The 21,366-nt window shown below is 67.9% G+C and carries 19 protein-coding genes and 1 pseudogene; 14 read left to right on the top strand and 6 right to left on the bottom strand.

Annotated features, from left to right (window positions below):
* Positions 1-13 precede the first annotated feature (13 nt).
* Positions 14-1,462: a DUF349 domain-containing protein gene (locus tag ACIP5Y_RS01955; protein ID WP_400346722.1), complete on the bottom strand. Its 1,449-nt coding sequence runs from the start codon at positions 1,460-1,462 to the stop codon at positions 14-16.
* A 174-nt stretch (positions 1,463-1,636) separates the two neighbouring features.
* Between ACIP5Y_RS01955 and ACIP5Y_RS01950 the strand changes: the two genes are divergently transcribed.
* Both ACIP5Y_RS01950 and miaA read left to right on the top strand, forming a co-directional pair.
* On the top strand, positions 1,637-2,464 hold the full coding sequence (locus ACIP5Y_RS01950) for a hypothetical protein (RefSeq protein ID WP_400346720.1): 828 nt from the start codon (positions 1,637-1,639) through the stop codon (positions 2,462-2,464).
* A complete protein-coding gene (miaA, locus tag ACIP5Y_RS01945) occupies positions 2,440-3,387 on the top strand; it encodes a tRNA (adenosine(37)-N6)-dimethylallyltransferase MiaA (protein ID WP_400346718.1) in 948 nt (315 codons plus the stop codon). Before ACIP5Y_RS01950 ends, miaA begins: the two co-directional genes overlap by 25 nt.
* On the opposite strand, the gene ACIP5Y_RS01940 is transcribed toward miaA, so the two are convergent.
* Positions 3,370-3,759: a hypothetical protein gene (locus tag ACIP5Y_RS01940; RefSeq protein WP_400346716.1), complete on the bottom strand. Its 390-nt coding sequence runs from the start codon at positions 3,757-3,759 to the stop codon at positions 3,370-3,372. The two genes, miaA and ACIP5Y_RS01940, sit on opposite strands and share 18 nt — an antisense overlap.
* On the opposite strand from ACIP5Y_RS01940, the pseudogene ACIP5Y_RS01935 reads away from it, so the two are divergent.
* The 3 genes and pseudogenes from ACIP5Y_RS01935 to dapF all read left to right on the top strand — a co-directional run bounded on the left by ACIP5Y_RS01935 (position 3,758) and on the right by dapF (position 6,534).
* Positions 3,758-4,671, top strand: a pseudogene (locus ACIP5Y_RS01935) (SDR family oxidoreductase). The gene ACIP5Y_RS01940 and the pseudogene ACIP5Y_RS01935 overlap by 2 nt on opposite strands.
* A gap of 79 nt (positions 4,672-4,750) precedes the next feature.
* Positions 4,751-5,572, top strand: coding sequence for a TrmH family RNA methyltransferase (locus tag ACIP5Y_RS01930; protein WP_400346714.1), 822 nt, complete (start codon positions 4,751-4,753; stop codon positions 5,570-5,572).
* A 68-nt stretch (positions 5,573-5,640) separates the two neighbouring features.
* Positions 5,641-6,534 (top strand): diaminopimelate epimerase, encoded by an 894-nt coding sequence (dapF, locus tag ACIP5Y_RS01925; protein WP_400349061.1) that lies wholly within the window; start codon positions 5,641-5,643, stop codon positions 6,532-6,534.
* A gap of 1 nt (position 6,535) precedes the next feature.
* Here the strand turns inward: dapF and ACIP5Y_RS01920 are convergent, their stop codons facing one another.
* Positions 6,536-7,480: a zinc-binding dehydrogenase gene (locus ACIP5Y_RS01920; protein ID WP_400346712.1), complete on the bottom strand. Its 945-nt coding sequence runs from the start codon at positions 7,478-7,480 to the stop codon at positions 6,536-6,538.
* Between the two features lie 85 nt (positions 7,481-7,565).
* Here ACIP5Y_RS01920 and ACIP5Y_RS01915 point away from each other — a divergent pair, with 85 nt between their 5' ends.
* Positions 7,566-8,012, top strand: coding sequence for a MarR family winged helix-turn-helix transcriptional regulator (locus ACIP5Y_RS01915; protein WP_400346710.1), 447 nt, complete (start codon positions 7,566-7,568; stop codon positions 8,010-8,012).
* On the opposite strand, the gene ACIP5Y_RS01910 is transcribed toward ACIP5Y_RS01915, so the two are convergent.
* The gene (locus ACIP5Y_RS01910; RefSeq protein ID WP_400346708.1) at positions 8,013-9,122 is read right to left on the bottom strand and encodes an alkene reductase; all 1,110 of its coding nucleotides are present in this window, start codon (positions 9,120-9,122) and stop codon (positions 8,013-8,015) included.
* A gap of 60 nt (positions 9,123-9,182) precedes the next feature.
* On the opposite strand from ACIP5Y_RS01910, the gene ACIP5Y_RS01905 reads away from it, so the two are divergent.
* The 5 genes from ACIP5Y_RS01905 to ACIP5Y_RS01885 all read left to right on the top strand — a co-directional run bounded on the left by ACIP5Y_RS01905 (position 9,183) and on the right by ACIP5Y_RS01885 (position 15,300).
* Positions 9,183-9,554, top strand: a complete 372-nt coding sequence (locus tag ACIP5Y_RS01905) for a MerR family transcriptional regulator (RefSeq protein WP_400346706.1) — start codon at positions 9,183-9,185, stop codon at positions 9,552-9,554.
* Between the two features lie 42 nt (positions 9,555-9,596).
* Entirely contained in the window at positions 9,597-11,111 is a 1,515-nt protein-coding gene (gene hflX, locus ACIP5Y_RS01900) for a GTPase HflX (RefSeq protein ID WP_400346704.1), read from the top strand.
* Positions 11,112-11,369: 258 nt separating this feature from the next.
* Positions 11,370-13,037, top strand: a complete 1,668-nt coding sequence (locus ACIP5Y_RS01895) for an AMP-binding protein (RefSeq protein WP_400346702.1) — start codon at positions 11,370-11,372, stop codon at positions 13,035-13,037.
* Between the two features lie 139 nt (positions 13,038-13,176).
* On the top strand, positions 13,177-13,977 hold the full coding sequence (locus tag ACIP5Y_RS01890) for a lysophospholipid acyltransferase family protein (RefSeq protein WP_400346701.1): 801 nt from the start codon (positions 13,177-13,179) through the stop codon (positions 13,975-13,977).
* Positions 13,978-14,154: 177 nt separating this feature from the next.
* Complete coding sequence (locus ACIP5Y_RS01885; RefSeq protein WP_400346699.1) at positions 14,155-15,300, top strand: acyl-CoA dehydrogenase family protein; 1,146 nt, start codon at positions 14,155-14,157, stop codon at positions 15,298-15,300.
* Positions 15,301-15,401: 101 nt separating this feature from the next.
* On the opposite strand, the gene ACIP5Y_RS01880 is transcribed toward ACIP5Y_RS01885, so the two are convergent.
* Both ACIP5Y_RS01880 and ACIP5Y_RS01875 read right to left on the bottom strand, forming a co-directional pair.
* Complete coding sequence (locus ACIP5Y_RS01880; RefSeq protein ID WP_400346697.1) at positions 15,402-15,722, bottom strand: hypothetical protein; 321 nt, start codon at positions 15,720-15,722, stop codon at positions 15,402-15,404.
* Between the two features lie 181 nt (positions 15,723-15,903).
* Positions 15,904-16,290, bottom strand: a complete 387-nt coding sequence (locus ACIP5Y_RS01875) for a nuclear transport factor 2 family protein (RefSeq protein ID WP_400346695.1) — start codon at positions 16,288-16,290, stop codon at positions 15,904-15,906.
* A 135-nt stretch (positions 16,291-16,425) separates the two neighbouring features.
* Between ACIP5Y_RS01875 and ACIP5Y_RS01870 the strand changes: the two genes are divergently transcribed.
* The 3 genes from ACIP5Y_RS01870 to ACIP5Y_RS01860 all read left to right on the top strand — a co-directional run bounded on the left by ACIP5Y_RS01870 (position 16,426) and on the right by ACIP5Y_RS01860 (position 21,366).
* Positions 16,426-16,779, top strand: coding sequence for a hypothetical protein (locus tag ACIP5Y_RS01870; RefSeq protein WP_400346693.1), 354 nt, complete (start codon positions 16,426-16,428; stop codon positions 16,777-16,779).
* 80 nt (positions 16,780-16,859) lie between these two features.
* Positions 16,860-19,796: an AfsR/SARP family transcriptional regulator gene (locus ACIP5Y_RS01865; RefSeq protein WP_400346691.1), complete on the top strand. Its 2,937-nt coding sequence runs from the start codon at positions 16,860-16,862 to the stop codon at positions 19,794-19,796.
* A 109-nt stretch (positions 19,797-19,905) separates the two neighbouring features.
* Positions 19,906-21,366 carry an aldehyde dehydrogenase family protein gene (locus tag ACIP5Y_RS01860; protein WP_400346690.1) on the top strand — a complete coding sequence of 487 codons (1,461 nt, stop codon included), beginning with the start codon at positions 19,906-19,908 and terminating at the stop codon, positions 21,364-21,366.

Genomic DNA, 21,366 nt, shown 5'->3' with positions numbered 1-21,366 from the left:
GCCGGACCTTCGCTCAGCGCTGGCTGACCGCGCCCTCCGCGGCGTCCGCCCATTCCCGCCACTGCTTGGCCTGTTCCAGGGCCTTTTCCGCATCGCGGGTCTTACCGGCGGCCTGCGCCTTGGCGGCCTGTTCCTCGAACTGCGCGACCCGCTCCCGGAACTGGGCGGCGCGCGCCATGGCCTCCGGATCGCTGCGGCGCCACTGGGCGTCCACGGCCTCGCGGACCTTCTTCTCGATGGTGCGCAGCCGCGATTCCAGATCATGCATGCGCTCGCGCGGCACCTTGCCGATGGCGTCCCACTTCTCCTGCAGGTCGCGCAGGGCGGCGCGGGCGGCATCGAGGCCGGCTTCGGGATCGATATTGCCGAAGTGCGCGAGCAGTTCCTCCTTGGCGGTGGCATTGTGCTCGAATTCGGCGTCGCGCTCGTTGGCGGCGGAGTTCCGGGCCGCGAAGAAAATGTCCTGCGCGGTCTTGAAGCGGCGCCACAGCTGTTCGTCGGCCTCGCGCGGGGCGCGGCCGGCGGCCTTCCATTCGGCGAGCAGATCCCGGAAGACGGCGGCGGTGCCGGACCAGTCGGTGGAATCCGACAGTTCCTCGGCGCGCACGCAGAGTTCTTCCTTGCGGGTCTTGGCCGATGCGCGTTCGCGATCCAGTTCGGCGAAGTGGGCGCCGCGGCGGCGGTTGAACGCCTCCCGCGCCTTGGAGAAGCGCCGCCACAGCGCGTCGTCGACCTTGCGGTCCACGCCGCGAATGGTCTTCCACTCGTCGAGGATCTCGCGCAGCCGGTCGCCGGCGACCTTCCACTGGGTGGAGTCGGCGGCGATCTGCTCGGCCTCGGCGGCGAGCGCTTCTTTGCGCTCGGTTTGCTCGTGCCGGGTGCGTTCCTTCTCCTCCTTGGCGTGCGCGGCCGCCTCGTCGGAGTGCTCGATAATGGCTTTCAGGCGGCCGGTCAACCCGTCGATATCACCGATGACGGACGCTTCGGGCAACGTTTCGGCAAGCGCCTGGGCTGCTGTCTTGGTCTTGCGGGCGTCGGTGCCGGCGGCCAGGCGGGCCTCCAGCAGCGCCACCTCGGTCGCCAGGTCGTCGAAGCGCCGGCCGAAATGCGCCAGCCCTTCGGCCGCATCACCGGCCTGCCACGAGCCGATGACGCGTTCGCCGTCGGCGGTCTTGACCCATGCGGTGCCGTCCTCGTCGACGCGTCCCCACTGGCTGGGGTCGCTCACGGTCGGCACGACCACCGGATGCGGATGGGGGGTCGCCGGGCCGGGCGTGGGCTTGACGGCGTGTGGTTTGGGGGACTCCGGTTTGCGTCCACCGGCTCCGGGACGGGGTCCGGCGGCAGTCGCCGGGGACGGTCGCCCGCCCTGACCTGGAAGGGGTGCGGCAGCGGCGCCGGGCAGCGGCGTCGGGGTCGACTCCGGGTGGGTAGCCTTCTCGGTTCCGTTGTTCTCGGTCATTGCTCCTCGTCCCTGCCGCGCGTCACGGCTGCCTGGTTACGCCCTAGCTCATCCGTCTAGCTCATCCCATTCAACCAGGCTGAGATGCGAAATGCTGTCTTTGAGCCCACCTCGGTGGCGCGGCGATGCGGGCGGATGGGGCTGGTGAGGTGCGTTAGCGCTACGGTTGACGGCGTGTTCTGTGTTGCGTCGCTGGTCCCCTCGCCGCCCGTGCTGGTGCCCGAACTCGGGGGCGCGGCCGGCACCGCGGCGGATACCGAGGTAGCGGCATTGCGCACGGCCGTCCTGCGGGCCGGGCGCGAACTGGCCGGGCAGGCCACGCGCTGGATCGTGGTCGGCGCGGACGAGGTGACGCGCGTTATCGGATCGGACGCGGTGGGCACATTCCGGGGATACGGCGCGGACCTGCGTGTCGGTTTGACCGGCGGCAGCCATTTCGACGACGAGAACGCTGACCCGGCCCTGCCGCTGCCTGCGCTGATCGCCGGTTGGTTGCGCGAGCAAGTCGCGCCCGCCGAAACGCGCGCCGGCGACGCATTGCGCGCGGCCGGCCCATCGCACTCGGCCACCGAGTCTCGCCAGGACGCCGCCACCCCTGTGGTGGCCGAGGCGCGGCTGGTTGCGGCGGATCTGTCGTCCGAGGAGTGCGTGGCTTTCGGCCGGGCGCTGCGGGCGGAGCTGGAGGCCGCGCCGGAATCGTACGGTGTGCTCGCCGTCGGCGATGGCGCCGCGACGTTGTCCACCAAGTCACCGCGCTATTTCGACGAACGCGCCGAAAAGGTGCAGGCAGAGATCGATCGAGCGCTCGCCGCGGGGGATCGGGATGCGCTGGCCGCATTGGATCAGCGGTTGTGCGCCGAACTCGCGGTTGCCGGGCGGCCGGTGTTCCAGGTGCTCGCGGGCCTGTTCGCCGAAAACCCCGAGGTCGAAACCCTGTATGCCGCGGCCCCGTTCGGGGTGGCCTACCAGGTGAGCGTGTGGCGGCCGGGCGGGTCCGCGTGATCCGCCCCGTCGCGGTGGTGGGCCCGACCGCCACCGGAAAGTCCGATCTGGCACTGGATCTGGCGGAACGCCTGCACGGCGAGATCGTGAACATCGATGCCATGCAGCTGTACCGCGGCATGGATATCGGCACCGCCAAGCTGCCGCTCGCCGAGCGCCGCGGTATCCCGCATCATCAGCTGGATGTCCTGGATGTCACCGAGACCGCCACGGTCGCCGCGTATCAGACGGCGGCGCGCGCGGATGTCGAGGCGATCCTGGCGCGCGGGCGCACGCCGGTCATCGTGGGCGGTTCGATGATGTATGTGCAAGCGCTGCTGGACGATTGGGATTTCCCGGCGACCGATCCGGAGATCCGCGCCAAATGGGAAGCGGTGCTGGAGGAGCAGGGCGTCGTCATCGTCCACGAGGCGCTGAAGCAGGCGGATCCGGTGGCCGCGGCCACCATCCTGCCGACCGACGGCCGCCGCATGGTCCGCGCCCTCGAGGTGGTCGAACTGACCGGCCGGCCCTTCGCGGCCTCGGCTCCGCAGATCGGTGAACCCCGCTGGGGCACGATCATTCTCGGCGTGGACCGCGAGACCGCCGAACTCGATGCCCGCATCGAACTACGCACCGCGAAGATGTTCGAATCCGGCCTGCTCGAGGAGGTGCACACGCTCCTCGGCCAGGGTCTGCGCGACGGTCAGACTGCCCGGCGCGCCATCGGATACGCGCAGGTTCTGGATTTCATCGATGGCGAATACGATCTCGCGGAAGCACAGGAGCGCACCTTCATCGGCACCCGGCGTTATGTGCGCCGCCAGCGTTCCTGGTTCCGCCGGGACAGTCGCGTGCACTGGGTGAACGGCGCCGATCCGGAGCTGGCCGGGCAGGCATGGGCGATCGTGGACGCGGCCGCGCATTCAGTCGTCGGCGAGTAGTCCCTTCAGCACGATCCGCAGTAGCTCGGTGAGATTCTCCTCGAAGTCGAGCCGCAGCGCGGCCAGGTCGGGGTACTGCTCGTAGGCGGCGAGCACGGCGGCCGACGGGTGGGTGTGGCTCCACAGTGCGCCTGCCGACATCTGTTCCGCCGCAACGAATTTCAGTGCCTTTTCGGGGGTGAGCTCCGGAATGAGCTTATCGATCGCCGCGACGAGTTCGAGTGCGTTGGCGTAGGCGGTGCGTTTGAACCGGGCGGCCACCTCGGGGGAGATATTGCGTTCCAGCACGGCTGCCTGGGCGCTGAACAGGTCGCACAGCACGGGATTCGCGGCGAGCGTGCGCACCACGTCGGTGCCTGGAGGTTTCGACATGTACGACGTTCCTGATCAGACCGGCAAAACCTTCGTCATCACCGGCGCCAACAGTGGCACCGGCAAGGAAGCCGCCGCGCGCCTCGCGGCGGCCGGCGCGCAGGTGATCATGGCCGTGCGCACCCCGGAGAAGGCGAGCGGGCCAAGGCCGAGATCCTCGCGAAGCATCCGCAGGCGAAGCTCGAGATCCGCCGCATCGATCTGGCCGACCTCGCCTCGGTCCGCGGCTTCGCGGACGAGCTGATCGCCTCCGGGCAGCCCGTCGATGTGCTGGTGAACAATGCCGGCGTCATGGCCCCGCCCACCCGGCACACCACCGCCGACGGCTTCGAACTCCAATTCGGCAGCAACTACCTCGGCCCGTTCGCGCTGACCATGCTGCTCCTGCCGACCTTGTTGCGCGCCGAGCAGCCGCGGGTCGCCACCATGAGCAGCGGTACCGCCTGGCAGGGCCGCATCCGCTTCGAGGATCTGCAGTGGGAGCGCCGCTACAGCTCGTTCGCGTCCTATGCGCAATCCAAGCTCGCCGATCTGATGCTGGCCCGCGGCCTGGCCCGGCAGGCGCGGGAACGGGGCTGGAACCTGTCCAGCACCGCCGCGCATCCCGGCTACACCCATACCAATCTGCAGACCGCCGGTGCGAGCCTGGGCCGCGAGACCCCGCAGCGGTCGTTCCTGAACAGTTTGTCGATCCTGCCCAGTCAGCAGGTGGACACCGGTACCGAGCCGCTGCTGTTCGCCGCCGCCGATCCGGCCGCGCAATCGGGCGAATACTACGGTCCCAGTGGGCGATTCGGACTGGTCGGACCGACCGGTCGGGCTCGGATGCCGCGCTGGGCCGACAATCCGGAGAAGGCCCGGCGGCTCTGGGCGGAATCCGAGCGACTCACCGGCACCCGGTTGCCCGAGTGACCCGGCCCTGACACTCCACGGGCAAGGGACACGCCAGATCACGGCCCGGGATGTCGGGCCTGCGCGCTACCTTGCTGTGATGACGCGCCGGGCGAATACTCGCAGTGCCGCCGTCGAGGTATGGCACGAATACCTGAGCAACAAGGCCAAACGCTTGCGGGACGGCCGATTCCTGGTGCACGGCAGGCGCGCTATCACCCGGGCGCTCGAATGTCGTTGGCCGCTGGAGACTCTCGTCTATCGGCTCGGCACGCCGGAACCCTCGGACTGGGCCCGGCAGGTGCTCGATACCAGCGGGGTGCCCAGCGTCGGCCTGGTGCCGGAGGTCATGGCCGGGCTGGCCGAACCGTCGGGCCCGGTGCCCGAACTGGTCGCGGTGGCCGTCTCGCAGCGCCCGGAGCTGGAGGATTTCGCGCCGGGCACGCCGTGGGATCCGCCCATGGTGGTGGTCTACGACCGGCCCACCTCGGCCGTGCGGCTGGGCGCGCTCATCCGATCGGCGGTCGCGTACGGTGCGGGCGGCGTGATCGTGACCGGTACGGCCGCAGACCATTACGACCCGCAGAGCGTGCGGGCCTCGGACGGCGCGTTGTTCGCGATTCCGGTACTGCGCGCGTCCGGTCCCGCGCAGGTGGCCGCGTTCCGGGACCGGCAGCGGGACCGCGGGATCGCGACCCGTATCGTCGGCAGTGATGATCACGGCGGGATCGCCGTCGACGAACTCCGGTTCGGCGACGCCACCGTCCTGGTTCTCGGTGACGAGAGCGAGCGGCTCGCCGTCCCCTGGCAGCAGGTGTGCGATGAGCTGGTGTGCGTGCCGACCGACGGCACGCTGGGCGCGCCGTCGGCGGCCGCGGTGGCGCTGTACGAAATCTCGCGACAGCGCCGGTTGTTGCGGTGAGAAGGTCATTGCGGTGAGCAGGTTCAGGAGTGGTGGGAAGGGTTATGAGCGAGAACGGCGCGGCTGACATCGAATTCAGCAAGGGGCACGGCACCCAGAACGATTTCGTGGTGCTGCCCGACCCGGATGCGTGGCTGACACTGAGCGAGTCCCGTGTCGCGGCCCTGTGCGACCGGCAGCGCGGCATCGGTGCCGACGGCGTGCTGCGGGTCGCCCGCGCGGGCGCGCTGATCGAGAACGGCGCCCTGGCCGAACTGCCCGCGGACGTGAGCGCCGCGGACTGGTTCATGGACTACCGCAATGCCGACGGCTCGATCGCCGAGATGTGCGGTAACGGTGTGCGGGTGTTCGCCCATTACCTGGTCGCGAACGGTCTGGAGCAGCGCGCGGAATTCGTGGTCGGTTCCCGCGCCGGCGCCCGGCCGGTGATCGTGCACCACGCCGATCCCGTGCACGGTGAGGTCACCGTCGCCATGGGCAAGGTCACCGTGCTCGGCGCCTCCACCGCGACCCTCGACGGTCACGAATTCACCGGTCTCGGTATCGATGTCGGCAATCCGCATCTGGCCTGCGTGGATCCGGACCTGACCCCGCAACTGCTGGCCGCCCTGAACCTGGAGCACGCCCCCAGCTTCGACCGCACCTTCTTCCCCCACGGCGTGAACGTCGAGATCCTCACCGCCCTCGGTGTCGGCTCCGACGGCGAACGCGGCGTGGACATGCGCGTCTACGAGCGCGGCGTCGGCGAAACCCGTTCCTGCGGAACCGGAACCGTCGCCGCGGCCGCCGCCGCCCTGGCCCGCGACGGCTTCGACCTATCCGCGGACACCGGCCACATCCAGGTCCGCATCCCCGGCGGCACGGTCACCGTCGCGATCGACAACGGCGCGGCCACTCTGCGCGGCCCCTCGGTCCTGGTGGCCACGGGCCGTATCGCCGCGAAATGGTGGCAGGACGCCTGAGCTAGGGCGTGATGACGAGGCGCTGTGCGGTGCGCGGCGCTTCGGCCCAGGCCTGTTCGACCTGTGACAGGGGGACCGGGCGGGCGTCGATGTCGAAGGTGCCCTTGGTGATTTCGGCGGCCAGTTCGGGGAGTTCGCCGAGGATTTCGCGGGTGCTGACGGAACCTTGTCCGCTGCCGACGATCTGGAGGCGGGCGGCGCGCAGCGCGGCGGAGGGGATGGGTGCGGTCGCGCCGGCGACCGAGCCGATCTGAATCCAGCTCAGGGGCGCACCGCGATCCGGGCGGGCGGTGATGATGGCGGTCATGGCTGTCGCGGTCGGTTCGCCCCAGACGTAGTCGATGACCACATCGACGTCGGCGGCCGCCTTGCCGATCGCGTCGGCGTCGTGCAGTCCGACGAGGTCGGTGGCTCCCAGCGGGGTGAGCGCCGGCAACTTGGCGGTGTCGCGTGCGGCGGCGACGATTCGGTTGGCGCCCAGGTGTTTTGCGATCTGCACCGCCATGCGGCCCGCGCTGCCGGTGGCGCCGAGGACCAGGACATTCGCGCCGGCCTCGAACCGGACGCGCCGGCGCAGGGCCACCCAGGAGGACATGGCGGGGTTGAGCGCCGCGGCCACCGCGAGGGGATCACTGTCCGCGGGGAGGGCGATGCTGCGGCGGACATCCACGACCGTGCGTTCGGCCATGGTGCCGAAGGTGGTGTCCGGCAGGATGAAGTAGTGCAGCGTGCCGTCGGCGGTCCGGCCGACGCCGTCGATGCCCGGTACGAGGGGGAGTGCGCCGGTGCTGGTGTAGTGCGAGCCGTTGGCCTGGGACCGGACCCGAGGGTGCAGCCCGGCCGCGATCATGTCCACGACCTGCTCATTGTCGTTTTGGGCGACCGGTTCGGCGAAGTCCGCGTATTGCGGGGCGCTGTCGAACGAGGAGACTACGGCGGCTTTCATGTGCGCACCTCTTCCTGATCAATTTTGGTTGGTAATGCAAACTAAAATAGTTTGCGATACCAACCAAGTCAAGTACTCTTCAACCATGGCCGATGCGAGAAACGTGCTACCGGATCCGGAGCCCGGACAGGATGAGTTGGTGGACGCCCTGGTGGAGAACGCGTTCATGACCATGGCGGCGCTGACCCGCATCGGCGCCGAGCACGACATGTCCCTGACTCAACTCCGCGTCCTCGGCATCCTGCGCGATCGCCGAGTCCGCATCACGGTCCTGGCCGACTTCCTCGGCCTCGACAAATCGACCATGACGGGACTGGTCGGCCGCGCCGAGAAGCGCGGCCTCCTGCAACGCGCCCCGAATCCCGACGACGGCCGCGCGGTCGATGTCTTCGTCACCGAAGCCGGCGCCGCCCTCATCGACCGCGCCCGCGCGCAGGTGGATCGCGAGCTCGCACCGCGAATCGACGAGCTCACCCCCGCTGAGCAGCGCCGCCTGCAATCCCTGTTGCAGCGCATGCGTCCTGCGCACTGATCACGCCGCGTCCACCTGCTCGGTGTCGAGCGCCGGGTAATCGGTGTATCCCTCCGCGCCGCCGACATACATGAAGTGGCTGTCGCGCACCGGATTCAACGGTGCGCCGAGCCGCAGCCGCCGCACCAGATCGGGATTGGCGATGAAGGCCCGCCCCAGCGAGATCAGGTCCGCTCCCGCGGCGAGCAGCGCTTCCGCGGCGGCCTTCCCGCCGTCATCCGGCAGCGGCACGCCCCATCCGAGACGCGGATTGGCCATGAGTACACCCGGCCACAGCGCCCGGATCTGCTGGAACAGTGCGCTTTCCGGCTCGGCGAAGACCAGATGCAGATAGGCGAGCCCGCGTTCGGCCAGGGCCGCGACCAATACCGGATAGAGGGCATCGGTGTCGTCCTCTTCGATGCCGTTCGCGTGGCCGTCGGGGGACAGCCGCACGCCGACATGCTCGGGCCCGATGGCCGCGGCCACGGCATCGACCACTGCCAGTGTGAAGCGGATGCGGTTCTCGATGCTGCCGCCGTATTCATCCGTGCGGTGATTGGTGTTGTTGGACAGGAACTGGTGCAGCAGATGCCCGTTCGCACTGTGAATCTCGACGCCTTCGAATCCGGCAGCCCGGGCATTGCGGGCAGCGCTGACGAAATCGGCAATGGTGGACTCGATTCCGTCCCGGTCGAGTTCCCGCGGGGTCACCGATTCCTGGCGTCCGCTCGGTGTGTGAATGTCCTCGGGCAGTCGAATCGGCGACGGCGCAACGGGTGTCAGCCCGCTGTTGTCCGGATGCCCGACCCGCCCGCCGTGCTGGATCTGCACGAACATCCGCCCGCCCGCCGCTCGTACCGAATCGGTGACCCGCCGCCACCCGGCAATCTGCGCCGCGCTGTAGAGCCCGGGAATGTTCGGGTAGGTCTGCCCGGTCCGGTTCGGTGTGGTGGCCTCGGCGATGATGAATCCCGCGCCGGCCCGCTGGGTGTAGTACTCGACCATGAGATCCGAAGGCGTCCCGTCGGCTTCCGCGCGATTGCGGGTCAGCGGCGCCATTACCAGCCGGTGGGAAAGCTCCAGGTCACCGAGCTGGAACGGCGTGAAGATCTGTTCGTTGTTCGTCATGCCGGTAAGGTAAAACCTGACATCAATGTGAGGTGCAAGCGTCGAATCCCGGAGTGCGGCATGCGAATCGGTGAACTGTCCCGGAGGACCGGTGTGAGCGAGCGCTCGCTGCGGTATTACGAGGAGCAGGGCCTGCTGGTCCCCACTCGCACGCCGGGCGGTCAGCGCGACTATCCGGACCTGGCCGTGGATCGGGTGATTCATATCCAGGAGTTGTTCGCGGCGGGCCTGAACAGCAAGAAGATCTTCCACATCCTCCCGTGCATGCGCGACAGCGACGGCGGCGCGAACGAGCGCGCCACGCCCGAGCTGGTCTCGGAGTTGCGGGCCGAACGCGACCGCATCGACGGCACGATCGCCGACCTGCTGCGCTCGCGCGAAGTTCTCGACGAAGTGATCGGCCGAGCGGGGGAACGTTTCGCCGCGAAATAACCGAATGCGGGTTCTCGTTGGTTCGTGGGACCATGGAGGCGTATGAGTAAATCAGAAACGTACGAGTTCACCCCCGCCGACGAGTTCGACGAGGAGATCACCGACGAGGCCGACAGCGGTCAGAACGGGTGGTCCGCCGCGCCAACGGTCGGTGAGTTGCAGCTCGAGGAACGCAGTGCATTGCGCCGCGTGGCCGGGCTGTCCACCGAACTCACCGACGTCACCGAGGTCGAGTACCGGCAGCTGCGCCTGGAGCGCGTGGTGCTGGTCGGCGTCTGGACCGAGGGCAGTGCCGAACAGGCCGAAGCGAGCATGGCCGAGCTGGCCGCGCTGGCCGAGACGGCCGGTTCGGAAGTGCTGGACGCGATGGTGCAGCGGCGCGACAAGCCGGACAAGTCCACGTACCTGGGTTCCGGTAAGGCCGAGGAGCTGCGGGCCGTCGTGCTCGAGACCGGCGCGGACACCGTGATCTGCGACGGTGAATTGAGTCCCGCGCAGCTGACCGCGCTGGAGAAGGTCGTCAAGGTCAAGGTCATCGACCGGACGGCGCTCATTCTGGACATCTTCGCCCAGCACGCCACCTCGCGTGAGGGCAAGGCGCAGGTTTCGCTGGCGCAGATGGAGTACATGCTGCCGCGGCTGCGCGGCTGGGGTGAGTCCATGTCCCGGCAGGCCGGTGGTCGCGCGGGCAGCAATGGCGGTGTGGGTCTGCGTGGTCCCGGTGAGACGAAGATCGAGACCGATCGCCGCCGTATTCGTGAGCGAATGGCCAAGCTGCGCCGTGAGATTCGCGAGATGAAGACGGCCCGCGATACCAAGCGCGCCCGCCGCACGCAGAGCGGTATGCCGCAGGTGGCGATCGTCGGCTACACCAATGCCGGCAAGTCGAGCCTGATGAACGCGCTGACCGGCGCCGGAATCCTGGTGCAGGACGCCCTGTTCGCCACCCTGGATCCGACGACCCGCCGGTCCGCCCTGGAGGACGGCCGCGAGGTCGTCTTCACCGACACCGTCGGTTTCGTCCGCCATCTGCCGACCCAGCTGGTCGAGGCCTTCCGCTCCACGCTGGAGGAAGTGACGGGCGCGGACCTGCTGCTGCATGTGGTCGACGGTTCGGATCCGTTGCCGGATCAGCAGATCAAGGCGGTCCGCGAGGTCATCACCGATGTCCTGCGCGAGACCAAGACGCAGGCTCCGCCGGAACTGCTGGTGGTCAACAAGATCGACGCTCTCGATCCGATGCAGCTGACCCAGCTGCGCGGCTGGCTGCCCGACGCGGCCTTCGTCTCGGCCAGTACCGGTCAGGGCATCGAAGAGCTACGGGACCGTCTGGGCGTCATCCTCGGCGGCCTGGACGTCGAGATCAGCGTCCTGCTGCCCTACAGCCGCGGCGACCTGCTGTCGCGCATCCACGCTGACGGGCGCATCCTCAGCGAGGAGCACGAGGAGTCGGGCACCCGCGTCCGGGCGCGCGTCCCGCGCGCACTGGCGGGCCCCTTGTCCGAGTTCGCGCACGCGGGTGCGGGTGCGGGTGCGTCCGAGCCTGCGGAGTCCTGACCCCGCATTCGCATCCGGGAACTTCGATCATGAGTCGCGCACGCCGCCGGTGAATCCTTCGATTCACTCGGCGGCGTGACTCTTTCGCCCCGAGTCCCACTCAGCCGGACGATTCCGGCAAGTCGCCACTTGCCGCATCATCTTTCGTCACGCTGAGGGAGCCGGCCCGTAGGCACGGGTTGCCCTGGGAATACGTCGAACTTGTGCACTCGGGCGAGTGTGCTGGTCGAGACTCGGCATATGGAAGGCGAATCGGACATGACGGACCTATCGACCGGTGAGCGGCGCGCGGATATCGCGACCATGCTGCTCGACCGGCTCGGTGATCAGCACCTTGGGCTGCGTACCCGGGAGGCGGACTGGACCTGGGACGAGGTGGTGCGGGAATCCGCCGCGCGCGCCGAGCTGGCCCGGACGCTGCGTCAGGACGGTCCGTTCCACATCGGGGTGCTGCTCGAGAATGTGCCCGATTTCGTTTTCTGGCTGGGCGCCGCGGCCCTGACGGGTGCGACCGTTGCGGGCATCAATCCGACGCGCGGTAATGCCCAGCTGGAAGCCGATATTCGCTATGTGGATTGTCAGCTGATCGTCACCGACGCGGTGGGCATGGCGCGGTTGCGGGACCTGGAACTGGGCCTCGAACCGGATCGTTTCCTGCTGGTCGACGATCCCGATTATGCGGCCCGGATCGCGGCGCATCGTGTGGAGCCCACCGCCGCCGCGGGCCCGGAAGCGTTGCTGCTCTTGCTTTTCACGTCCGGCACCACCGGTTCGTCGAAGGCGGTCAAGTGCAGTCAGCGTCGACTGGCGGTCATCGCCTACGCGGCCCGGGACAAGTTCGGTCATCACCGCGGAGATGTCGACTACTGCTGTATGCCGTTGTTCCACGGCAATGCCATCATGGCGTTGTGGGCGCCCGCGCTGTCGGTCGGCGCGACGGTGTGCCTGACGCCGAAATTCTCTGCCTCCCAATTCCTTCCGGACGTCAGATACTTCGGCGCGACCTTCTTCACCTATGTGGGTAAGGCCCTGGGCTACTTGATGGCCACGCCCGGGACGCCGCAGGATGCGGAAAATACGCTGACGCGCGGCTTCGGCACCGAGGCATCGGTGGCCGATCAGGCCGAGTTCCGCCGTCGTTTCGGCGCCGAATTGTTCGAAGGCTACGGTTCCAGCGAAGGTTCGGGTCTGGTCGCCCTGGACCCGGCGGCTCCGGCCGCGGCGCTCGGCCGGCCCGCGCATCCGGGTGTCGCGGTGGTCGACCCGGATACGTTGATCGACTGTGCGCGTGCGGAATTGGACGAGTACGGCCGCGTCCGCAATCCGGACGAGGCCATCGGCGAAATGATCGACAAGGCCGGAGCGCTCGTCTTCGAGGGCTACTACAAGAACGATGTCGCCGACGCCGAGCGCATTCGCAACGGCTGGTATTGGACCGGTGATCTCGGCTACATCGATACCGCCGGATTCCTCTACTTCGCGGGCCGCAAGGGCGACTGGATTCGCGTCGACGGCGAGAACACGTCGGCGCTCATGATCGAACATGTGCTGCGCCGGCATCCGCGGGTGATCGCGGCCGCGGTGTACGGCGTCCCCGATCCGCGTTCGGGTGATCAGGTCATGGCGGCCATCGAGGTCGCCGACCCGGCCGCCCTGGATATCGTCGAGTTCGCCGAATTCCTCTGTGCCCAGGACGATCTCGGCAGCAAGGGCGCCCCGCGCCTGCTGCGGGTGTCGGCGAATCTCCCGGTGACGGGCTCGAACAAGGTGCTCAAGCGGGAGCTGCGGGAGCAGGCGTGGCGTACCGGTGAGCCTGTTTACCGGTGGCAGGGTCGTGGTAAGCCGGAGTACGAACGGATGACGGTCGCCGGCAGGGCGGACCTGGAAGCCGAATTCGTCACTTTCGGCAGGCAGCGTCTGCTATAACCGCTCCTCAGTTCGGCGCTGCCGAGTGACCCTCGTTACGATGACGTGATCGCATGTCTTGCAGGGAGGGTTTGTCGTGTCGCGGGATGGAAGAGACACATCGCAGGGGCTCACTGACGGTGCGCCGCTGCATATTCATTTGACCGAAACGGATCGGCGGATCATCGATCTGCTGATCGCGCCGTCGCGGGCGTGGTTCAGTCCGCGCTTCTACGGCATGGAGAACTTCCCGGAGCAGGGTCCGGTGCTGCTGGTCGGCAATCATTCCCTGGCCGGGGGCACGGATGCGCCGCTGCTGGCGCACGAGATTCTGGTGCGGCACGATCGGCTGGTCCGGGGGCTGGCCGAGAATGTGCTCATCGATGTGCCCGGGCTGCGAGATGTCCTGCACCGCTGGGGAATCGTGCGCGGCAACCGCCACAACTGCACCACGCTGCTGGAGCAGGGTGAGGCGGTCGCGGTGTTCCCGGGCGGCGGCCGGGAGGCCATGCGCGGGAAGGGGCAGAAGTACAAGCTGCTGTGGGAGGGCCGGACGGGCTTCGCGCACATGGCGATTGCGGCCGGTGCGCCGATCGTGCCGATCGCCATGGTGGGTGGCGACGATATCTACGACATCGTCTTCGACGGGGATCATCCGGCGATGCGGCCGTTGCGGGCGGCGGTCACGGGTCTGGGCCTGCGGGCCTCGCTGACTCCGCCGTTGATTCGCGGTCTCGGGCCCACCTTGGTGCCGAAGCCGGAGCGGTTCTACTACGCGCTCGGTACGCCGATCGACACGAGTCCGTGGCGGGATGCGGCCGATCCGCACGAGGCCGCCGAGGAGTTGAAGGCCGTGGTGAAGAAGTCCCTCGAGGGTGAGCTCGAGTTCCTGCTGGCCGAGCGCGCGCGTGACCGCGGTCGCAGTCTGCTGGGCCGCACCTTGTCGGCGGTCGGTCTCTGAGGCGGCTCTGACCGCCGGGTAGGTTTACCGGCGTTCTTTGACTCCGTCCTGCGTGGTCAATGTGGACCAGCGCAGTTCGGACCACTTTTCCGCCCCTCGAAGTGAACGACGGTTCGGGTTCCGGGTACCGTATCGGGTACAGGCGACGAAGCCGTTGTGGTCACTCAGGAGGTTGGCGTGGAGCGCACTCTTTTCGAACCCGAACATGATCTGTTCCGGGAGTCGTTCCGTAAGTTTCTCGATCAGCATGTAGCCGGGCGCCACGAAGAGTGGGAGCAGCAGGGCATCGTCGACCGCGCGGTCTGGCTGGAGGCCGGTAAGCAGGGCTTCCTCGGTATGGCGGTGCCGGAGCAGTACGGCGGCGGTGGCGTGAAGGACTTCCGCTACAACGCCATCGTGACCGAGGAGGTCACCAAGGGCATGTACTCCGGCCTGGGTTTCGGTCTGCACAATGATGTGATCGCGCCCTACCTGCTGGAGCTCGCCAATGAGGAGCAGAAGCAGCGCTGGCTGCCCGGTTTCTGTTCCGGTGAGATCATCACCGCCATCGCCATGACCGAGCCCGGCACGGGTTCGGATCTGCAGGGCATCAAGACCCGCGCGGTCAAGGACGGCGACGACTGGATCCTCAACGGCGCCAAGACCTTCATCACCAACGGCATCAATGCCGACATCGTCATCGTGGTCGCCCAGACCGATCCGGACAAGGGCGCCATGGGCTTTTCGCTGCTGGTCGTCGAGCGCGGCATGCCCGGTTTCGAACGCGGCCGCAACCTGGACAAGATCGGCCTGAAGGCGCAGGACACCGCCGAACTCTCCTTCATCGATGTCCGCGTCCCCGGCAAGAACCTGCTCGGCACCCAGGGCCAGGGCTTCATCCACCTCATGCAGAACCTGCCCCAGGAGCGCCTCTCCATCGCGGTGATGGCGGCCGCCGCCATGGAATCCTGCCTGGACCTCACCTGCCAGTACGTCCGCGACCGCAAGGCCTTCGGCAAACCCATCGGCGCGCAACAGAACACCCGCTTCGTCCTCGCCGAACTCGCCACCAAGACGACAGCCGTCCGCGTCTTCACCGACCGCTGCATAGAACTCCTCAACCAGGAGAAGCTCACCGTCGAAGAGGCCGCCATGGCGAAATGGTGGAGCACCGAAGAACAACTCGACCTCATCACCAAGTGCCTCCAACTCCACGGCGGCTACGGCTACATGCGCGAATACCCCATCGCCAAGGCCTACATGGACGCTCGCGTCCAAACCATCTACGGCGGCACCACCGAAATCATGAAGGAAATCATCGGCCGCAGCCTGAAGTTGGCCTGAACCAAGCGGTTTCGTTTCGAAGGGGTACTCCTCCGGAGTATCCCTTCAGCTTCGCTCGGCGGTTCAGGGGTTTCATCTGAGTGACGGTGACCAGAACAGCGCTATCCGCCTTGATTCCACTCGATCATGGTTTGTTGGTAGGAGTCGAGATTGCCGGCGTAGTCGGCCGTCACCTGCATGGGCCGACTGTGCTGATAGGGCTCCAGCAGAATGGGATTCCCGTCGGCCGTGCACTGCTGTGTGTATGAATACAGGCAGATCATCTGCGCGTTGGAATTCCAGATGGTTCGAATCGTGCCGGCGCCGAGTTGCCTGGCCGCCAATGGGTCTCCGAAGTTGGCGGAGGTCCAATCCCCTAGTTCCAGACTATCGCCGAGCCCGCTGACCAGTTGAAAGTATTCGTTGCTGTTCGGTGCGGGCACGCGTTCCCAGCGTTGATTCGCCGCGATCCGCCGGTGCCGCGACCGCGGCTGTCGCGAGCACGGCGGCAACGATGAACTGTATTGCTCGCAACGCCATCGGTGGTGATATTCGCACGGGTTCCTCCCGACTGTCCGTACGGCCCTATCGACCATCGTCGGTCACGCCGATTACAACGGCCTTTCATGAATCGGCCAGGAAGCCGAGCATGGTGGGGGTGTCTTCGTAGAGGGTGCAGCGGGCTATTCGGGTGTCGCGGACTTGGTAGGAGGTGACTTCGCGGCAGTGGATGGGGTGGCCGGTGCCTCGGACGATGCCTTGAGAGTCGGCGATGACGATTATGCGGTTGCCGGCGTCGAAGATCTGGTCGATGTGGGGGATGGCGTCGATCATGCTGTGGCGGCGGAGGAAGTATTCGAAGAATCCGTCGGGTCCGTAATAGACTCCGCCCCAGGGTAATACGGTGGATTCCTCCAGCGTGAAGTCCGTGACCATGAGGGTCCGCAGTCGGTCCAGGTCGCGGTCGGCGAGGGCGCGGAGCCAGCGCTTCACGATGTCGGTGGCGGGCACGGGATCGATGGTGGGGTGGGGCGGTTTCTGTCGGCTTACAGGCGGGGCCTCTGCTTCGGATTCGCTGTAATGGCAGTGAAATCCCGGTTTCCTAGCGTCGAGCTGCCGGAGAGTCGGCCGATGCGAGGAGGATTCATGTTCAAAGTCGCGGTCGCGACCGTGGTGCTGGTCGCGCTGGGCGGGGTGGGCGCGCCGCTGGCCGTCGCCGACACGAACCCGGCGTACGACCAGTGCGGTGAGGCGGCGTATGTGACCGGCCTCTACACGGATCTGTTCAATGGGAAGCCGCCCGCGGACACCGGGGGCGCCGCCCGCCGGGCCCAGGCGTATGCGGACAACGCGCCGGCCGAACTGACAAAGGATGGCCACGACCTCACTCAGGCCGAGATCGCGGTGCTCAATGGCGCGTCCACCGATGCTTTGCGGACCGACCCTGCCATCCAGGCGTGGGGCGACGTGCTGGATTGGCACACCAGCCACTGCTCGTGACCGGCGAACGGTGGTCGAGGGGTCACGCCGGGCCCGGTTGAGCGGGTTGCCGGGCCCGGCGTGTGCGTTATCGTGTGCACGTGATCCTCTGCAGGATCCTCGGTCCCATCCGGGTCGAGGTCGACGGCGTCGCGGTGGACCTCGGGGGTGCGGTGCCGCGCCGGCTGCTCGCGGTGCTGTCCGCGGCCGGGGGTGCGCCGGTGACGAATTCCGCACTGGCGGAACGAGTGTGGGAGACCGCGCCCGGCGATGAGATCAATGCGATCCGGGTGACGGTGCATCGTCTCCGGGCAAGCTTGGGTGCGCAGGGGCGGGAATACCTGCAATCGGCCGGGGGCGGGTATCGGCTGGTACTGCCGGCGGAGTCGACCGATCACGGGCTGTTCGCGGCATTCGTCGAACAGGGTGGTGAGGAGCTGACGGCTGGGCGGCCGGAGATCGCGGCCGAGCGGTTCGGCGCGGCGCTGGAGCTGTGGCGCGGGCTGCCCTGGACCGAACTCGGTGAGTCCCTGGAGGTATCGGCCGCCCGGACACGGTTGATCGAGTTGCGCGAAGTCGCCCTCGAGGAACTTCAAGCCGCACGATTGGCCCAAGGCGATACCGCCCGCGCGATCGCCGAGCTGAGCAGTGCGGTCGTCGAAGCGCCGTTTCGTGAAAGACGCTGGGAACTGCTGGCGCTCGGCCTCTATCGCAGCGGCCGTCAGGCCCAGGCGCTGGCCGAGCTCCGTCGCGTTCGCGAGTTGCTGGTCTCCGAGCTCGGCGTCGAGCTGGGCCCGGCCCTGCGCACGCTGGAAGAACGCATCCTCGGCCACGACCCGAGCCTGCTGCTGGTCGAGCCTCGGCCCACGGGAGAGGCTGCCGGGCAGCATTCGGCCCGCGCCTCGGATCAGTCACGAAATTCGCTCTCCGGCCACAGTCGTTCGGCGACGCCGCGGGATTCCGCCGCCCGCAACGGGTCGGACACATCACCCGGGTCCGGGAGTTCTCCCGCGGCGCGGGGTGGGTCGGCGATTGTCCGGCCGGCCACCGGATTCGTCGGCCGCCGTGCGGAACTCGAGCTGCTGGAACGGCTGTCGGCCGCCGTGCCCCTGGTCACCATCGTCGGTCCGGCGGGGGTCGGGAAAACGCGGCTCAGCATCGAATACACGGCTGCGCGATCGGAGGGATGGTTCGTCCGGCTGGCGGATGTGCGGGCGCCCGGAGGGGTGGCCGGTGCGGCGGCGGCCGCGCTGGGAGTCGCGGCCGTTGCGACCGATCCGCTGGCCGGATTGACCCACGCGCTGGCCGACCGGACCGGACTGCTGGTGCTCGACAACTGTGAGCATCTGGTCGACGGGCTGGAGGACTTCGTTCTGCCCCTGTTGAACCGGTGCCCCGGCATTCGAGTGCTGGCGACCAGTCGGCGGCCCATCGGGATCGAGGGCGAGCGGGTGTTGCCGCTCGATCCACTGCCGGTCGAGGATGTCCCGGACTCTGCTGTCGAGCTGCTGCTGGATCGGATGCGGGCGCATCGGGCGGGATGGCGGCCGACCGCATCGGATCGGCTTGCGGCGCAGCAGGTTTGCGTGGCCCTCGACGGTTTGCCATTGGCGGTGGAGTTGGCTGCGGCGCGGGCACACACCTTCGGGCTGGCACAGCTCGCCGAACGATTGCGTGAGCGATCGGACGTACTCGGGAACACGGCCCGCGGGTCGCTCTCACCGCATGCGAGTCTCGACGCCGCGATCGAGTGGAGTATCGATCAACTCCCGCCGCTGGACCGGGACCTGCTGTTGCGACTGTGGCCTTTCGATGGCGGATTCGACTGGCAGGCAGCCGATTTCGTGCGCGCGACCGGCTCGGACGGTGCGACCTTCGCCGGGCTGGCCTCGCTGGTGGATCGATCGGTGCTGGCCGCCGAGGTGACCGACGGGCGCGCACGCTATCGAATGCTGGAGACGATTCGCCGCTACTGTCAGCGAGCCGATCCCGCACCGGCGGAAACCCTTGCCGCCCATGCGCAGTGGGTACGCGAGTTCATCGCGGGCCAGACCGCGCTGTTCATGGGGCCGCGATACTCGGAGGCGGTGCGCACGCTGACAGTCGAGATCGGCAATATCCGCGCGGGCATCGGCTACGACCTCGAACACGCTCCGCTGCATGCACTCCGTAGTCTCGGCGCGTTGCGCTACATGTGGGCGACGGTAGGCGTGGTGCCCGAGGGCATCCGGCTCCTGCGGCAAGCGCTGGCCGCCTGCCCGGAGGCGCCGGCGGTGGATCGCGCCCGGGGCCGGGTCGCGCTGGCGCTCACCTCGACGCATATGGGTGCGGCCGCCGAGGCGCTCGAGCACGCCGAAGCGGCGCTCGCCCTCCTCGACGACACGGATCCGGCGCACGACGGCCTGCTCCTGGAAGCGCATCTGCGGCGCTGCAATGCCTTGGCCGACCTGAATGACGTGGCGGCGCTGAGGGTGGCGGCCACCGCCTTCGCTGACGCCTGCACCGGACGCGACGCCCCGGAATACGCCCTGTGGGGTCTCGGTATCGTCCGCTTCCAGGAAGGCGACATGGCGGCCGCGATCGAGATCCTCACGCGTGCACATGATCTCAGTGTCGAGCGGGAATTCATCGCCGGCGCGGGCATCACCGACCTGATGCTGGCCTGGTGCCTGCTGGCCGACCCCGAACGCGAGCTGCCCGCCGTGCGAGAGGCTCTCGACCTGCTGGTCCGGGCGGTCGGCTACTTCGAGCAGCAACCCAACTACTCCGACCAGCTCGCCGCACTCCTGGCCGGAGTGTTCGCACTGGCCGAACTCGGCCGCCGCGATATCGCCGAACCGCTCTACGCCGCCGTCCGTGCCCATGCCGCCCGCCTGGGCACCGATCCTCGCCGCTACCTCGGTTTCGCCGGTCCCGAACTCGCCCGCCGCTTGGACGAGCATGTCGCAGCGGTCCCGGAGCCCGAGCAGGTCCTACCGTGGGACACCATGATCGCGTTCTTCACCGAAACCGTGACGATATTGCCCGCTGCGCAATAGAAGTCGCGGTCCGGTTGTTTCGAATTCTCATCCTTTCAATGGATCGGAGATGTTTTCCCGGCCGTCGTCCGAGCATTCTCGGTACTGGAACTCAGAATCGAGGAACTCCATGACCATTGCGCGCCAACTGTCGATCGGTGGCAAGGATGTACCCGCCCGGATGGGCCGCACCACCGACGTGATCAGCCCCCACACCGGAGCGGTGTTCGCCACCGTCGCCGCGGCGGATACCTCCGATGTGACCGCCGCCGTCGATGCGGCGGAAGCCGCCTTCGCCGACTGGTCTTCGATCGGTCCGGCGGCCCGCCGGGCGATCTTCACGAAAGCCGCCGAACTGCTGGAGGCCGGCACCGAACGAGCCGCGCAGCTGATGGCGGGCGAAACCGGCGCCACGTTCGGCTGGGCGGTCTTCAATGTCACGCTCGCCGCAGATATCTTCCGGGAGGCCGCCGCAGCGGTCACGGCGCCCCGCGGCGAGGTGCTGACCGCACAGCAGGAGGGTGTACTCGGCTTGGCGGTGCGTGAACCGGTCGGCGTGGTCGCGGCTTTCGCGCCATGGAATGCGCCGACGATCCTGGGCGTGCGTGCGATCGCGGCGCCGCTGGCGGCCGGGAATACCGTGGTGCTCAAGGCGAGTGAGTCCGCGCCGTTGTCGAGTGGACTGTTCCTCGCGGACCTGTTGCACAAGGCCGGATTGCCGCCCGGCGTGCTCGGAGTGATCACCAACGATCCCGTCGACGCGCCGCGGATCGCCGAGACGTTGATCGCCGACGACAGGGTGCGCGCGGTCGATTTCACCGGCTCGACGGCGGTCGGCCGGATCATCGGAACCCTTGCCGCACAACACCTCAAGCCCGCCGTGCTGGAGCTCGGCGGCAAGAACTCGGTGCTAGTGCTGGACGACGCGGACATCGATTACGCAGTCGCCGCCGCGGTTTTCGCGGTCTGCGCCAATGCCGGCCAGATCTGCATGTCCGCCGAACGTCTGCTGGTGCACGAATCCGTCGCCGCGGAGTTCACCGCGAAATTCGCCGCCGCGTTGGCCGCCCTGCCCACCGGCAACCCGGAGGACCGGGCGACGGTGGTGGGTCCACTGGTGAGTGCCGCCGCCGCTGCGCGCATTGCCGGCCTGGTCACCGATGCCGTCGCCAAGGGTGCGAAAGTGCTTGCGGGCGGTGGTGATCCGCACGGAGCCTGGTATCCGCCGACGCTGCTGGCCGATGTGCCTTCGGATGCGGAGCTGTATTACGCCGAATCGTTCGGCCCCGTATGCGCCCTCGCCACTTTCGCTACCGACGAGGAAGCGATCACCAAGGCGAACGACACCGGCAATGGCCTGTCCGCCGGTCTGATCACGGAGAACGCGGCGCATGGCCTGCGTGTGGCGCGGCGGCTGCGAACCGGCATCGTGCACATCAACGATCAGTCGGTGGCAGACGAACCCCAGGCCCCGTTCGGCGGCTTCCGGAATTCCGGCTACGGCCGTTTCGGTGGCCGGTGGGGAGTCGAGGCGTTCTGCAACACCCGCTGGGTCACCATCGCCACCGAGCATGCGCGTTTTCCGGGCTGA

The sequence above is a fragment of the Nocardia sp. NPDC088792 genome (assembly GCF_044750615.1).
Classification (GTDB): domain Bacteria; phylum Actinomycetota; class Actinomycetes; order Mycobacteriales; family Mycobacteriaceae; genus Nocardia.
The sequence above is the reverse complement of the archived record's forward strand: the minus strand, read 5'-3'. Positions and strand labels throughout refer to the sequence as shown.